The following is a 14,891-nucleotide window of genomic DNA, read 5'->3' as shown; positions in this document are numbered from 1 at the left end:
CGGCTAAAGCGGACAAAAAAGTAAGTTTAATAACAATAATCCAAAGAAAAAATAAAACTCAATCGTATTCTTACCGATATATAGAATAAGATCGCTATTGAGGAGTGAATAAAATGGAGATATCCTCTGTTCATTCATTACCAGGACAGAAGAATAACATGAGACAGGGACCGGGAACAAGTGCTACAAGCGAGCAGAACAACACGAACAATCAAGCGGAACTGAATCTACAAACAAAGCCTGATTTACAGAATGAGATTGCCGGCCTAAACAAATGGCTACAATCTACGAATACCCATGTTAAATTCACCTTACATGAAGATCTAAATGAGTACTATGTACAGGTTATTAACGATCAAACGAATGAGGTTATCCGCGAAATACCATCAAAGAAAATGATGGATATGGTTGCAAAAATGCATGAAATGATCGGTCTGCTCGTGGACGAAAAAAGATAGGAGGTAGAAATAAATGGGAATACGGATTAGTGGTATGGCTTCTGGAATGGATACAGAGAAGATGATTAAAGATTTGATGAAAGCTCAACGTGAGCCAGTTAATCGTTTACAACGAAATAAATATTCAACAGAGTGGAAACGAGATGCTTATCGTGATATGAATACTCTTTTTGCAGACATGCAGAATTCACTGAAGAATCTCCGAATGACCAGTAGCTTCAACAAAAAAGTTGCGGCCTCAGAAAATGATAGTGTTGCCACTGCCAAGGTAGTAGGTAAACCAACACTCTCATCCTATACAATAGAGGTTCAGGACTTAGCAAAAGCGGGAACTCCTTCAAGGACGGAATTTAGCACAGGAGTAACAGATCCTAAAAGTCCTATTGGCGGTACAGATTTTACAATCACTGTTGGTAAAGATACGAATGGTGATGGTACGGTAGATACAAATGATGCTGCTGGTATACCAATATCAGTATCTGCGACAGACACCTTAGAGAATGTCATAGCTAAAATTAACAATACGAATACAGGTGTGAAAGCCAGTTTCTTTAACAATAAACTGGTTCTTACTTCAGAAGATGGCAAACAGTTTAAAGTTGAAGCATCTACTGTGAACAATTTGAACATCGGAAGTTCTACAACATCTACTCCAGGGACGGCAGGGACTCCGGCAAAATTTAAAATTAATGGTGTAGAGTACACCTCTCCTACAAATTCGTTAACTTTTGATGGCATGGAAATTAATTTAAAGCAGGTTAACGTTGGTGCCCCGGTAGTTATTAATACAAAAACTGACGAAGATGCTGTATACACCATGATTAAAGATTTTGTAGACAAGTACAATGCCATCATTGAAACTATTAACAAAAAGATTTCTGAACCAAAATATAAAGGCTACCAACCGCTTTTGGATGAAGAAAAAGAAGCTTTACCTGAAAAGACAGTCGAAAAGATGGAAAATATGGCTCGTAGTGGTATTTTACTGCGTGACCCAATTTTGACCAGCGGATTACATGAGCTAAGAAGAGCAATTAGTACACCATTACAGGTTGCTAGTGTTAATAAATCAATGGATACTTTGTCAGAAATAGGTATCGGTGGACCTCCAAATGGTAAGTATGCATATCAAGAAAATGGAAAACTTTATATTAACGAAACAAAGCTGCGGGAATCTATTCGTAATAACGGGGAAGATGTCCTCAAGCTATTTACAAATTACAGTGATAATAGTAACGCTGCTACGAAGTATAATGAAAGTGGCATTGCCGAGCGTCTGTATGGGCAAGTGAAACAAGTAATCGATAAAATTACCGAGCAAGCTGGTTCCTCAGGAAGTGTATTTGACGACAGTAATTTGAGTAAGAAATTAAAGCAAACAGATGATGAAATCAATCGCTGGGAAGATCGTTTAAAATTAATCGAAGATCGTTACTGGAAACAATTCTCCGCCATGGAAAAAGCAATGTCAAAATCTCAATCTCAGGGATCTTGGTTTGCACAAATGTTAGGGCAACGATAATAGGGAGTGATGCAGATGTTACAAAATGCTGCTCAAACGTACCAATCGAATCAAGTAACAACGGCTACTCCTGCTGATTTAACACTGATGTTATATAATGGGGCACTCAAATTCATTAAACAGGCAAAGCTAGCTCTTGAGGACAAAGATGTAACAAAAGCTCATGAAGCCTCGATCAAAGTACAGAACATCCTTTACGAGTTAATGTCTACTTTAAATAGTGACTATGATATTTCAAAAGAATTCTCCAGACTCTACGAATATATGCTTCAACGGACAATAGAAGCAAACATGCGTAAGGATGTGGATATTCTGTTAGAAGTAGAAGACCTGTTCATTCAATTCCGAGACACTTGGAAAGAAGCCATGCTTTTGGCGAAGAAACAAGGGTAAGGTATCTAATATGGAAATGACAGTCGATGCTCTTCTAAATAGTCTGCTAGAATCAACAGTGCGTTTAGAGAAAGTAGTAAGTGTAAAGGATTCTGAACCGGATACATGGTTGTCGTTATTGGATGAACGAGAAGAAGTGATTTCTAAAATTCAGCAGATGGGTATAGAGAATGAATCTCTATCTGCAATGCAAAAGCAGCAGCTGGAGCAAATGTACGAGATTAACCAACGCCTCATTCCCCTTATCGATGGAAGAATGCAAGGCGTCCAGCAACAACTAAACAACCTCCAACGCAGCAAGCTCGCAATGAATACGTACAACGAAATGGGTCCAAACGGCTACGGAGCCTTTATCGACCGCAAAAAGTAAAAAAACGGCCGGGGAACCGGCCGTTTTCTTTTCACCACTTATGCACGAATATCAATTGTTTTTCCAAGAGATGGATGACTTGCCTGAGCCGCTTGAACATTTTGCTGCGTCTTAGCAAAACCCTCCAACATGATGGAAGCTTGCGCTTGCGCAGTCTCCTGCACTTGCTTCGTCAAACTAATAGTAACAGCTTGTTTTAATTGTACGGCATTCACAGATGATCACCTCTTTGCCAGAATTACTTTCTTTATCATTATCGACATTTTCTATACCAAGCTTCACTATAACCATGACTCTATTCTCTCATCTTTTTTCCACCATCTGCTATACTTTAAGAACAACTTGCTGAAAAACTAGGAAGGTGAATCACTTTTGTCCACAAAACGCCGCTCACTCGTCTTAATCGGAGCTGTCCTCCTCATCTTCATACACGCGGTCTACCTAAACGGAACCTTATCGGACCTCCTCAACGTAACCGCCATCGAGCTAGTCGCGCTCTCCGTAGTCATGTCCTACGCAGTTAAACGCAAGCATCTTGACTTGAAAAAAATCTGGCGCCTGCTCATCCACGGCCGGCAAAGCAACGTCGAAGAAACGATCAAGCGCTTCTACTACTACGCGCTCGTCCAGAAGGAACAGGGCTATATCGCGCTCGAAAAGGAGCTGCAACAAGAACCTGATTCATTTGTCCAACGAGGATGCTTTCTGGCGATCGAGGGTGTTCCGGAAGAAGAGCTGCGCCTGATCCTGGAGAACGAGCTCAAGGGAGAGCAGTACCGCTACCAACAATCAGCAGGGTTCTTCCGCCTCATTAGCTTGTTGGCGCCGGGGATGGGACTGGTCGGTACGCTCTTGGGGATGACGGGCGTACTGAAGTCACTCGAAGACATGGCCTTGACCGGACACAGCCTGAGCGCAGCGGTCGTAGCGACGTTGTATGGCGCGCTCTTGGCGAACTTGTTCGCTCTGCCATGCTACTACCGCCTGATGGATCTGTACGACCGGGAAATGTTTGAAAAGCGTCTTTTCATCGAAGGTTGTGTTGGTCTCCAGCGCATGGAGACACCACGCTTGCTGTTTGAAAAGCTGAACTCATTCTTGCCAGGTGACCAAAAGCTGGTGCTGATTAAAGAAGCAGGCAGCATGAAGGGCACGATCGAAAGGCAGGACCGCTATGCATGACGAACGCTTATACGACGAAAAAGAGCTAGAAAAAAGCTGGCTGCTTAGCTACAGTGACCTGATTACGCTGTTGTTCGTGATCGTGATTATTATCGCAGCGATGCAGACAAAGAGCATTCAGTCACAAAAGGAAGATGTCCAAAAGGAAAAAGCGAGCTTAGAGAAGGTGCATGAGAGTCTCGACCTGCTCAATCTGCAAAAGCTGGAGCTGCAACGCGAGGTCTACCAATTGGAGGCTCGCCAGAAGGAGCTCAAGGGCGAAACAGAAAAAGAAGGCTCCCAAGACACAGTGAGCGTGCCGAAGCGGCCAATGGGCATGTCTGACTCGAGTGAGCGCGATATGGAGACGGTACGCAACCAGCTATCCTCCGCTTTGGCTGAGCTGAATCTCGACTACGAGGAGACCGAAGAAGGCCTGCGTATCCGTTTGCCGGAAACGATTTTGTTTACGAGTGGTTCGGCAGACCTACAGGCGCAAGGGAAGCAAGTTGTCGGGACGGTAGCGGGGGTTTTGAAGCGCTTTGAACACAAGGTGAGAATCGAAGGCTATACAGATGATGTGCCGATAACTCGCAGTTCCTACCAATCCAACTGGGAGCTATCCTCGGCGCGCGCGATCTCTGTCATGCGTGAAATGGTCAATGCTCACTCCTTGCCAGCGTCTCGCTTTACCGTGGCTGGCTTGGGCGAATACAAACCGCTTGTGGACAACTCCAACGCGGAGAACCGTGCGAAGAATCGCCGGGTAGAGATCGTGATTTTGGGGGAAAAAGAATAATTCATTATTTTCAGATAAAAGCAGGATTTTTATATGCAGGATAGAACTATATCCCGTATATATGAATCCTGTTTTTTTGCTGCTAGTTCCACTTATTCTCCCATTTCGTTCCCCTTACTTTCGCACTAAAGTGGCAGAATATACAGGAAAATAGTTATACCCAGCTTGTGCACAATGGTATGTGGATAATGTGGATAACTCTGTGGAGAACGCAAAAAATCCGTAATTTCCATGTGGACATTGCTGGGGACAAAATGGGCAGATAGAGAGTCACAAGGGGGATTTCGAAATGCGTATCGGGACAAATTGGTTCAAATCGCTCGCGTTGGTCGTCGGTGTGGGGGTACTCCTCGCAGGCTGTGGATCGGGTGGTCAGCAAACGTCTGGCAATGGCGGAGCGAGTGGTGGTTCAGGTGACAAAGTGTACGTAGTCGGTACAGATGCGGCATATCCACCGTTCCAAATGCTTGAGGCTGACAAGATTAGTGGCCACGACATCGATGTGATGAACGCGATCGCGGAAGCTGGCGGATTCAAGATTGAGTGGAAAAACACAGGATGGGACCCGCTTTTTGATGGACTGGACAAAGGGACGGTTGATATTGGAATCTCGTCCATCACGATCACGGAGAAGCGCAAGGAGAAATACGATTTTTCGGACTCATACTTTGAAGCGAATCAACTCATTCTGGTAGCGGAAGATTCTCCAGTGACGAAGCTGGCAGATTTGAAAGGCAAGAAGATCGGGGTTCAAGCTGCGACCACGGGTGAAGAAGTGGTCAAAAAAGCGTTTGGAGATACGTACGAAGGCTTGAAAGGCTATGACGACATGCCATCCTCTGTCGATGACTTCTTTAATGGTCGAGTAGAAGCTGTGGTTGGCGACAATGGCGTTTTGTCATACTACGTGAATAAAGTAAAAGATAAGAAATTTAAGCTGATAAAAGATGATTCCTTTGAAAAGGAATTTTACGGAATTATCGTGAAAAAGGGCAATACTGATGCCATGAACAAAATCAACGACGGATTAAAAAAGATAAAAGAAAATGGAAAGCTGCAGGAAATTTACACCCAGTACTTTGGCAATAAGTAGGCAGCAAAATGGCCGGGTGCGTCCTTCGACGTAGCCGGCGTTTGTTCGCAACTTGGCTTGCTGACATGAAGAAGGGAGGATTAGCCATTGGACTGGAGTGTCATCTACGACTACCGTGAATTGTTTATTCGAGGCATTATTAATACGATTTTACTAACAGCTGTGGCTACGGTTTGCGGAACATTTTTAGGGTTGTTCATCAGCTTGGGCAAAATGTCCTCCAAGCGAATCTTGCGTTGGACCTGTTCGATTTACGTAGAGCTGTTTCGGGGAACTCCGATGCTGGTCCAAATTTTGCTGATTCATTTTGCGGTGATTCCGTCGATTTGGGGTATTCTGTATCCGGGAGCGAGCAGCCCGGAAGCGATTTATTCAGGCTTCGTCGCGCTTTCGCTCAATGCGGCTGCCTATATGGCGGAAATCTTTCGGGCTGGCATCCAATCAATTGATCCGGGGCAAATGGAAGCGGCACGATCACTTGGCATGAATAAGGGACTTGCCATGCGCCAAATTATTCTTCCACAAGCGTTTACACGTATGCTACCTGCAATCGGAAATGAGTTTATTGCTCTTTTGAAAGATTCGTCTCTTCTGGCAGTAATCGCGACACCGGAATTAAATTATGCGGCCATGAACGTGGCGAAAAGCACCTTTGAGCGGTACCCCCCGTATTTAACGGAGGCGGCGGTTTATTTGGTACTTACTTTGTTCTTGTCCCGTGTAGTCGTGAGAGGACTTGAGAAAAAATATTCCACACGGTAAAGGGTGAGCGTGTGGAATCAATCGCCTGAATTGGGGAAAGCTAGACTTGATTTCATTTTCACAAAAGAAAGGGTTGTGCTGTTTCATGCAAGGCAAAGTAAAATGGTTTAATGCAGAAAAAGGATTTGGATTTATTGAACGAGAAGACGGTGATGACGTATTCGTCCATTTTTCGGCGATTCAGTCGGACGGGTTTCGTTCGTTAGATGAGGGACAGGCTGTAGAATTCGACATTGTGGAAGGGGACCGCGGTCCACAAGCGGCGAACGTCGTAAAGTTATAAACGAAACAATAGCAAAATCCCCCTGGTTCCTTGATAGGACAGGGGGATTCGTTTTTTCTACGTGTTTAACTGATCATTCTTTGAATGCGTAGGGAGCGCTGGAGTCTCAGGTCTATAAAATCATTACCTCTACGAACGAGAGGGCGCATAGGCTCATCAGTATGAATCATAATGATTTCGACGTGGTCGCCATTGTTCAAAAGCGCATGGGAGCCGACGTAAAGTAAGATAATGTGATGGATAAAACGAGATACAATCATCGGATTTAATTGGCCTGAACAAGCTAACTCCCACAGAACATTCGCGGCTTCAAAGGGAGAGGTTCCCTTCCGATACACGCGATCTGTGCATATCGCATCAAATACGTCTGCGACACTGATGATTTGGCATTCAAAAGGGATGCCATCTTTTTTTCGTCCGAGGGGGTATCCACTTCCATCCCAACGTTCGTGGTGCATCAGAGCGCATTGTGCCAGCAAGTTGTCGGCATCGTCCATGGTGCGCAGGAGCTCGTAGCCGTATACGGTATGCTTTTTCATAATCGTATACTCTTCGTCTGTCAAACGCTCTGGCTTGGACAGCAGCTCATCGGGAATTTTCATTTTGCCGATGTCATGGAGAAGACCTGCAAGGCCCAAAAAATGAACATCGTGTTGCGGCAATCCTATGATTTTTCCGATTAAGGCTGCCACAATACCTACGTGCAGGGAGTGGCGATACGTGTAACTTTCCGTTCCTTCATTCAAATAAATGAAGCGCAGAAACCTCATGTGATGAAGAACCTGATCGAGCATCGGATGAACAGCGTCGCTAAATTGTTGCAGTCGAGGAGTATCCCCATTTGCGAGCTGGTTAAATAAATACTCGGTTTTTTGTACGGCTACCATATAGGCCTTTGCAGCCTCTGCCTCACTCCAATGGAGGAGAGGAAAAGGCATTTCGGGTGCTTCCGAGTCAGTAGTAACGTGTACGGCTTCCACTTGATGAGCCTCTAGCAGTCGTATATCACTAAGATGAAGGTTTGCACCAGCGGGTAATAAAAGCAGGCCGTACTCATTGTAGACGTCTTGAGCGAGCGTTGTTCCGATAAGTGAATGGGAAGGTTTTACCTCGGCCATGAGGATTCCTCCAGTGCGATGTACGACCGCGATATAAGATAGGATGACTACCTCTCTTATTATAGCATAGGGAATCTAGTAAGTATTGGTAAAATAATGTCGGATATTGATGGTTTGTAAAAGATTTGCAAAGATTTTTTTAAGCTGAGTGGAAGGATTATTTACAGAACTGGCGAATACCTATGTATAGACGGAAGGAGGTTGGAACCATGAAATTTAACATTCGTGGAGAAAACATTCAAGTCACCGCTGCGCTTAGAGAATATGTCGAAAAGAAAGTCGGCCGTCTGGAAAAGTATTTTGAAACTCCACAGCCTACAGAAGTACAAGTCACCATGCATGTACATCGCGGAGAAGGCACGATCGAGGTAACTATCCCACTGAGTGGGGTCATTATCCGAGCGGAGGAAACGCACGAAGATATGTATGCTGCTATCGATCTGGTAGTAGAAAAGCTGGAACGTCAGATTCGTAAACACAAAACGAAGCTGATGAGGAAGCTTCGAGTGGATTCGACAGGAAGAATCGCACAACGTGAGAGTCAGCCAGTAGCAGTCATGATCCCGGAAGTGGATGAGGATGATATCGACATAGACATCGACATCGTTCGAACCAAACGCTTCGATTTGAAGCCGATGGATGCACAGGAAGCGGTCATGCAGATGGATATGCTGGGACACAGCTTCTTCGTTTTCCAAAACAGTGACACTAATGATGTCAGTGTGGTGTATCGCCGCAATGATGGGCGTTACGGATTGATTGAACCAAAATAACGAAACTTTACACATTCTCATTCGTATAAGACTAGGGAGTTGCTATTGGCAACTCCCTTTACTTGTGTAGAGGATGCTCTATTTGATAAAATATCTTTTTAGAAAGTATTATTTTCGTAGAATCGGTATCCTTTTTTATTATTGGACTCATGCCGGCTTTGCATTTTGTTTGGCAGTATATGGAAGGGGTGTCCTCATGTTAGGACTCGTTAAAAAGATATTTGGCGATAGCAATGAACGTGAAGTAAAGAAAATGTTTAAGCGTGTAGAAAGTATCAACGCGCTGGAACCAACGATTAAGGCACTCTCGGATGACCAATTGCGGGAGAAGACAGCTGAGTTTAAGGCGCGCTTGGCAAATGGAGAAGAACTGGACAAAATTTTGAACGAAGCGTTTGCCGTTGTGCGTGAAGCATCGATCCGTGTACTGGGCATGCGTCACTTCGACGTCCAAATGATTGGTGGTATGGTGCTTCAGGAAGGCCGTATCTCCGAGATGAAGACGGGTGAAGGTAAAACGCTGGTTGCGACACTGGCTACATACCTGAATGCCCTGATGGGAAAAGGCGTCCACGTCGTTACCGTGAACGAATACTTGGCTGAGCGTGACTCGACTATCATGGGTAAGCTGTATAACTTCCTCGGACTGACAGTCGGTTTGAACAAGAACGGACTGAGCCCTGAAGAAAAACGCGAAGCATACGCGTGTGATATTACGTATGGTACGAACAATGAATTTGGCTTCGATTACTTGCGTGACAATATGGTTCTGTACAAGGAACAAATGGTGCAACGTCCACTCTTCTTCGCTATCATCGACGAGGTGGACAGCATTTTGATTGACGAAGCACGTACGCCGTTGATCATCTCCGGTTCTGCTAACAAATCGACAGAGCTGTATTATATCTGCTCGCATTTTGTGAAGCGTCTGGAAGAAGAAAAAGATTTCACCATCGACGAGAAGCTGAAAATCGTCAGCCTCACAGATGATGGTGTGAGCAAGGTCGAACAGGCATTCAACATCGACAACCTGTACGATACGGCACATACCACGTTGAACCACCACATTACGGCGGCTTTGAAGGCTCAAGTTTTGTTCAAGCGCGATGTTGACTATGTGGTGCAGGAAGGCGAAGTTGTGATCGTCGACGAGTTCACCGGCCGTCTGATGGTTGGACGTCGTTACAGCGATGGCTTGCATCAAGCGATTGAAGCCAAAGAAGGTCTGCGTGTCCAAAGCGAGAGCATGACACTGGCGACTATTACTTTGCAAAACTACTTCCGTATGTACGAGAAGCTGGCGGGTATGACAGGTACAGCAAAGACGGAAGAAGAAGAATTCAAAAAGATTTACGGTCTCGATGTTGTGGTTATTCCAACGAACAAGCCAGTACAGCGTATCGATTCACCTGACCTTGTTTTCAAAACAGAGGCAGCTAAATATCGTGCGGTTGTAAACGACATTGTCGAGCGTCATAAAAAGGGTCAACCGATTCTGGTAGGTACCATCTCCATCGAAAACTCGGAGCGCTTGTCCCAAATGCTGAAGCAAAAAGGCGTACCGCATAACGTATTGAACGCGAAGCAGCATGAACGCGAGGCGGAAATCGTTGCACGTGCAGGTGTGTACGGAGCGGTTACCATTGCGACAAACATGGCGGGTCGCGGTACGGACATTCAGCTTGGCGAAGGTGTTGCGGAGCTGGGTGGTCTTCATATTATCGGTACAGAACGTCACGAGAGCCGTCGGATTGACAATCAGCTGCGCGGTCGTGCTGGTCGTCAGGGGGACCCGGGTTCATCCCAGTTCTTCCTCTCGATGCAAGATGAGCTCATGCGTCGTTTCGGTGCGGACAATATCATGAATATGATGGATCGCTTGGGGATGGAAGAGGATATGCCGATCGAGAGCCGTCTGGTTACTCGTGCGGTAGAATCCGCGCAGAAGCGTGTAGAGGGATCGAACTTCGATGCGCGTAAAGGCGTTCTCCAGTACGATGACGTCATGAATCAGCAGCGTCTGGTTGTCTACAAACAGCGTAAAGACATCCTGGAACAGGAAAACCTCAGCGATGTTGCTTTGAATATGATCTACGCAGTGATGGAGCGTGCAGTGGCTCTGCATTGTCCAAAAGAAGAGGTACCAGAGGATTGGGATCTGCAAGCTTTGGCCGATGCAGCCAATAATGGATTCCTCCATGAAGAAACGATTACGGCTAAAATGCTGAAAGGCATGGAAGCAGAAGAAATTCTCGAGCTGTTAAAAGCAGAAGTCGATAAGCAGTACAAACAGCGTGAAGAAGAAATCGGCGAATCGATTCGCGAGTTTGAAAAAGTCGTCATTCTGCGTGCTGTCGACAGCAAGTGGATGGATCACATCGATGCGATGGATCAGCTGCGTCAAGGTATTCACCTGCGCGCCTACGCACAAAACGACCCACTTCGTGAGTACCAGTTCGAAGGATACGAAATGTATCAAGGTATGCTGGCTGCTGTTCAGGAAGAAGTCGCTATGTATATCATGAAGGCCGAAGTCAGCCAAAACCTTGAGCGTCAAGATGTCATTCGTGGTCAAGGAATCGATCCGAGTAGCTTGCAAACCTCCGGACCATCTGATCGTCCAGATCCGGAGACCTCCGGTGATGCTGATCCGAAAAACCGCGCACAGCGTCGCGCTCAGGAGCAAGAACGCAAACGCCAAAATAAGAAACACTAAGCAATAACAGAACATTCTCCTCGTATCGGCAAATTCGGTACGAGGGGAATGTTTTTTTCTTGCCCATTCCTAATGCCTTGACAGTATTCGTCCCCATCTATTCTTCCTCGTCTGATATTAACGATCTATTTGTCTAACACTGGTAAATGTGATCGAACGATTCAAGTGGTAATTATCTGAAAAATAAATAGAATCATAAGTACAACACTTTTACCAAAAATTCACGAAGACGGGGGAATGAACAAATGAGAACGTCAGTGAACGTGATGGGGATACAAACAAAAAATATTATGGAGCGCATTTCCGTTACTTTAAAAGCAGTCCTACAGACAGGAAAAGAAAATAAAAAAGTACAGCTCATTGAAAAGGAGGAGGGGATCGAATTACCGAGAGTCATCTCAGCACAAGACCCGGTCTTTGAGGACAAGAGACTGATGGAGGAAATTCCGGAGCCGAATTGGAAGGAGGCCTTGATCGCACCTCCGAATGGAATGGTGGATCGAACGCGTGAAAGTCCATTAGCCAAAAAATATCGAAAAACACACAGTGGAAAGCGACAAGCTATCATCAAGCAAGCATACCAGTTGAAAGCAAGCGAAGCTCGGCGTACCCATCTCTTTCTGGTTGCTGCATCGCAGACGGAAAATAAACAACCGCATGAAATACGAGACCTGAGATCCTCGCCATCACCACCGGTGGCAACGTGACAAAGAGTAGCGGCGAAGTCCCTTTTCTAAACGTGACAAGCTGCCGTATTTGCGCATCGGGCAAATTACGTTACAATAAAACATAGCTTACGTAAAGAGAAGGTGATTCGCAACATGGCATTAATCGATATTGCGGACATCAAACAAGAGATGTCTAGCATGGCTAAGCGTTTAGCGGATATCAGGGGGTCTCTTTGACCTCCCAGTAAAACAGGAACGAATCGGTGAACTGGAAGAGCGCATGCTGGCACCCGATTTTTGGGATGACAATGATGCAGCGCAGAAGACAATCAGTGAACTGAATGCAATCAAAAGCCTCGTAGAGACGATGGCCAAGCTGGATTCTCAGTACGAGGATCTCCAGGTAATGCTGGAGCTCGTCATCGAAGAAGGAGATGCGTCGCTCATTCAAGATCTGTATGACAGTACGCAGGAGCTGCGGAAGTCATTTGAGAGCTTTGAGCTGGAATTGCTTTTGAGCGATGAATACGACAAAAACAACGCCATTCTGGAGCTGCATCCGGGAGCGGGTGGTACGGAGTCCCAGGATTGGGCGTCCATGCTTCTGCGTATGTATACACGTTGGGGGGATGCCAAGGGCTTCAAGGTCGAAACATTGGACTATTTGCCTGGCGATGAAGCCGGTGTAAAAAGTGTTACTCTCCTCATTAAGGGCTACAATGCGTATGGCTACCTCAAATCAGAAAAAGGGGTTCATCGTCTTGTGCGGATATCTCCGTTTGATGCCTCTGGACGCCGACACACATCGTTTGTGTCTTGCAACGTCCTGCCGGAGATCGAAGACGATAATGCGGTAGACATACGTACTGAAGACCTGAAAATCGATACGTATCGGTCCAGTGGGGCGGGTGGTCAGCATATCAACACGACTGACTCCGCTGTACGGATTACTCACTTGCCTTCTGGAATTGTGGTGACGTGTCAAACAGAACGCTCCCAGATTAAAAACCGGGAGCGTGCGATGAAGATGCTGACGGCACGACTGTTTGAGAAAAAACGGGAAGAACAAGAGAAAACGTTGGCCGCTATTCAAGGTGAACAAAAAGATATTGCGTGGGGCAGCCAAATTCGTTCCTATGTCTTCCATCCATACAGTCTGGTAAAAGACCACCGGACGAATATGGAGGTAGGAAACGTTCAAGCCGTCATGGATGGTGATATTGATTCGTTTATCGATGCCTATTTGCGCGCGCAGATTAATCGTTAAACGAAACAGTAGGCTTCAAGGCTTTTGGTATGGATATCGATACGGTGGTTCCTTTGCCGACATCGCTGGCGATGTTGATTGTACCGCCGTGATCGCGAATAATTTTTGAGCTTACCATTAACCCCAGGCCAGTTCCTGTTTCTTTTGTACTATAAAAAAGCTCTCCTAATCGGGGAAGTAGCTCGGCAGGGATACCTTGTCCTTGATCGCTGATTCGGATGATAACATCGGAAGTGCGCTCTACAACCTTGATTGTGAGATTTCCACCTAACGGCATGGCTTCCATGCCGTTTTTTATGATGTTTATGAAGACTTGCTTGATTTGATATTCCTCACACAATATGAGGGACGTGACTTGCGGAAAATCAGTAAGAATGGATACATTTTTAAGAAGTGCCTGCGGTTCCAAAAGCTTAATGACAGACGAAAGCAATGGCAAAAGGCCGTTGGGAGCAAATCGCAACGCTTGCGGCTTCGCCATTATTAAAAGCTCACTGGTAATCGAGGTGATCCGGTCAATTTCAGATCGCATAATTTGCAAGTATTGCTGATTGGCGAGCTTGTCCCCTTCCATGAGTTGAATAAACCCTTTTAGGGCCGTAAGCGGATTGCGAATTTCATGGGCGATACCCGCGGCAAGCTCTCCTAGAACGGACAGCTTGTCAGAGTAACGAAGCAATTCCTCTGATTGCCGACGTTCTGTAATATCACGTGCTACAAAAACCGTGCTGAGAATATGACCGTTTGAACAAACGTCAGGTGTCCCTTTCACATCGAACAGCAACATTCTACCGTCTGGGTGCAGGTAATGGTACTCGGCGTCGAGCGTGATCTTCTGCTTCAACATTTGAGCAAAATCGCTCTTGGCGCTAGATACTTGCTCAGGATGAATCAAGATCGAAAAATGCTGGTTGATCACTTGATCAATCGTGAGACCAGTTACCGCCTGAACAGAAGGAGAAGCGTAGGTAATCATTCCATCTACGTTTACAATAAAAATCAAATCCATAATGTTCTCGGATATTAACCGAAAGTTCTCTTGTATTTGGTGAAGAGCCTCTTCCATTTTCTTTTGCTGCGTGATGTTTTTGGCAATCGTATAGCGACTGATGATTTCGCCGTTTTGAAAAATGGGAAAACTGGAAGCGATAATATCCACAACCTGCCCGTTTTTATGGAGCAACTGATAATGCTTATTTTTTCTGATTCCTGCAGAGAGGATTTGTTGTTGTTTCTTACTGTCGAGACCCTCAGTAGAAGCGAGAACTTCCCAAATTTGCATGCGCAGCAATTCTTGAGAGGTGAATCCTATCAATGCTTCACCAGCAGCGTTTACGCCTGTGAATCTGCCCTGCATATCGAACATGAAAACAGCGTCAGGATTGTTGTGGAAGAGAGATGTATATAACTGTATCTGCGTGTCCATACCTATCCGCCTCTCTGTTGCTACTTGCTACCTTTGAATCGTTCGCTGTTGAAAGGAAAAATCCTACCAGACCAAAGTCCGT

At 45.5% G+C, this 14,891-nt stretch carries 16 protein-coding genes; 13 read left to right on the top strand and 3 right to left on the bottom strand.

Annotated features, from left to right (window positions below; translation table 11 throughout):
• Positions 1 to 113 precede the first annotated feature (113 nt).
• The 4 genes from flaG to fliT are packed head-to-tail and all read left to right on the top strand — an operon-like array spanning position 114 to position 2,743.
• Positions 114 to 458, top strand: a complete 345-nt coding sequence (gene flaG / locus C7R91_RS07050) for a flagellar protein FlaG (RefSeq protein WP_052773392.1) — start codon at positions 114 to 116, stop codon at positions 456 to 458.
• 13 nt (positions 459 to 471) lie between these two features.
• Positions 472 to 1,980, top strand: coding sequence for a flagellar filament capping protein FliD (fliD, locus tag C7R91_RS07045; protein ID WP_047069752.1), 1,509 nt, complete (start codon positions 472 to 474; stop codon positions 1,978 to 1,980).
• 15 nt (positions 1,981 to 1,995) lie between these two features.
• The gene (gene fliS, locus C7R91_RS07040; RefSeq protein WP_047069751.1) at positions 1,996 to 2,373 is read left to right on the top strand and encodes a flagellar export chaperone FliS; all 378 of its coding nucleotides are present in this window, start codon (positions 1,996 to 1,998) and stop codon (positions 2,371 to 2,373) included.
• 10 nt (positions 2,374 to 2,383) lie between these two features.
• Positions 2,384 to 2,743: a flagellar protein FliT gene (gene fliT / locus C7R91_RS07035; RefSeq protein WP_047069750.1), complete on the top strand. Its 360-nt coding sequence runs from the start codon at positions 2,384 to 2,386 to the stop codon at positions 2,741 to 2,743.
• A gap of 38 nt (positions 2,744 to 2,781) precedes the next feature.
• Here the strand turns inward: fliT and C7R91_RS07030 are convergent, their stop codons facing one another.
• Positions 2,782 to 2,958: a putative motility protein gene (locus C7R91_RS07030; RefSeq protein WP_015893542.1), complete on the bottom strand. Its 177-nt coding sequence runs from the start codon at positions 2,956 to 2,958 to the stop codon at positions 2,782 to 2,784.
• A gap of 157 nt (positions 2,959 to 3,115) precedes the next feature.
• On the opposite strand from C7R91_RS07030, the gene C7R91_RS07025 reads away from it, so the two are divergent.
• The 5 genes from C7R91_RS07025 to C7R91_RS07005 all read left to right on the top strand — a co-directional run bounded on the left by C7R91_RS07025 (position 3,116) and on the right by C7R91_RS07005 (position 6,841).
• Positions 3,116 to 3,925 (top strand): motility protein A, encoded by an 810-nt coding sequence (locus C7R91_RS07025; protein ID WP_047069749.1) that lies wholly within the window; start codon positions 3,116 to 3,118, stop codon positions 3,923 to 3,925.
• Positions 3,918 to 4,703 carry an OmpA/MotB family protein gene (locus C7R91_RS07020; RefSeq protein WP_047069748.1) on the top strand — a complete coding sequence of 262 codons (786 nt, stop codon included), beginning with the start codon at positions 3,918 to 3,920 and terminating at the stop codon, positions 4,701 to 4,703. The genes C7R91_RS07025 and C7R91_RS07020 overlap by 8 nt, the downstream gene beginning before the upstream one ends.
• 289 nt (positions 4,704 to 4,992) lie before the next feature.
• Positions 4,993 to 5,796 carry a basic amino acid ABC transporter substrate-binding protein gene (locus C7R91_RS07015; protein ID WP_047069747.1) on the top strand — a complete coding sequence of 268 codons (804 nt, stop codon included), beginning with the start codon at positions 4,993 to 4,995 and terminating at the stop codon, positions 5,794 to 5,796.
• Positions 5,797 to 5,883: 87 nt separating this feature from the next.
• Entirely contained in the window at positions 5,884 to 6,558 is a 675-nt protein-coding gene (locus C7R91_RS07010) for an amino acid ABC transporter permease (RefSeq protein ID WP_047069746.1), read from the top strand.
• An 85-nt stretch (positions 6,559 to 6,643) separates the two neighbouring features.
• On the top strand, positions 6,644 to 6,841 hold the full coding sequence (locus C7R91_RS07005; protein WP_047070322.1) for a cold shock domain-containing protein: 198 nt from the start codon (positions 6,644 to 6,646) through the stop codon (positions 6,839 to 6,841).
• Between the two features lie 65 nt (positions 6,842 to 6,906).
• Here C7R91_RS07005 and C7R91_RS07000 read toward each other — a convergent pair whose 3' ends face one another.
• Positions 6,907 to 7,959 carry an HD-GYP domain-containing protein gene (locus tag C7R91_RS07000; protein WP_047069745.1) on the bottom strand — a complete coding sequence of 351 codons (1,053 nt, stop codon included), beginning with the start codon at positions 7,957 to 7,959 and terminating at the stop codon, positions 6,907 to 6,909.
• A gap of 209 nt (positions 7,960 to 8,168) precedes the next feature.
• Here C7R91_RS07000 and hpf point away from each other — a divergent pair, with 209 nt between their 5' ends.
• From hpf to prfB, 4 genes are all read left to right on the top strand, one after another.
• The gene (gene hpf, locus C7R91_RS06995) at positions 8,169 to 8,732 is read left to right on the top strand and encodes a ribosome hibernation-promoting factor, HPF/YfiA family (protein WP_047069744.1); all 564 of its coding nucleotides are present in this window, start codon (positions 8,169 to 8,171) and stop codon (positions 8,730 to 8,732) included.
• Between the two features lie 196 nt (positions 8,733 to 8,928).
• Positions 8,929 to 11,448 carry a preprotein translocase subunit SecA gene (secA, locus tag C7R91_RS06990; RefSeq protein WP_047069743.1) on the top strand — a complete coding sequence of 840 codons (2,520 nt, stop codon included), beginning with the start codon at positions 8,929 to 8,931 and terminating at the stop codon, positions 11,446 to 11,448.
• 245 nt (positions 11,449 to 11,693) lie between these two features.
• On the top strand, positions 11,694 to 12,155 hold the full coding sequence (locus tag C7R91_RS06985; protein ID WP_047069742.1) for a hypothetical protein: 462 nt from the start codon (positions 11,694 to 11,696) through the stop codon (positions 12,153 to 12,155).
• Positions 12,156 to 12,269: 114 nt separating this feature from the next.
• Positions 12,270 to 13,383, top strand: a protein-coding gene (gene prfB, locus C7R91_RS06980; protein WP_106786176.1) for a peptide chain release factor 2 whose coding sequence is annotated in 2 segments (ribosomal slippage) — positions 12,270 to 12,350 and positions 12,352 to 13,383 — 1,113 coding nt in all. Because the reading frame shifts where the segments join, the coding sequence is not laid out codon by codon here.
• Here the strand turns inward: prfB and C7R91_RS06975 are convergent.
• On the bottom strand, positions 13,373 to 14,809 hold the full coding sequence (locus C7R91_RS06975) for a PAS domain-containing sensor histidine kinase (RefSeq protein WP_047069740.1): 1,437 nt from the start codon (positions 14,807 to 14,809) through the stop codon (positions 13,373 to 13,375). The genes prfB and C7R91_RS06975 overlap by 11 nt on opposite strands.
• Positions 14,810 to 14,891 lie beyond the last annotated feature (82 nt).

Source organism: Brevibacillus formosus, from assembly GCF_003013405.1.
Taxonomy (GTDB): Bacteria; Bacillota; Bacilli; order Brevibacillales; family Brevibacillaceae; genus Brevibacillus; species Brevibacillus formosus.
The sequence above is the reverse complement of the archived record's forward strand: the minus strand, read 5'-3'. Positions and strand labels throughout refer to the sequence as shown.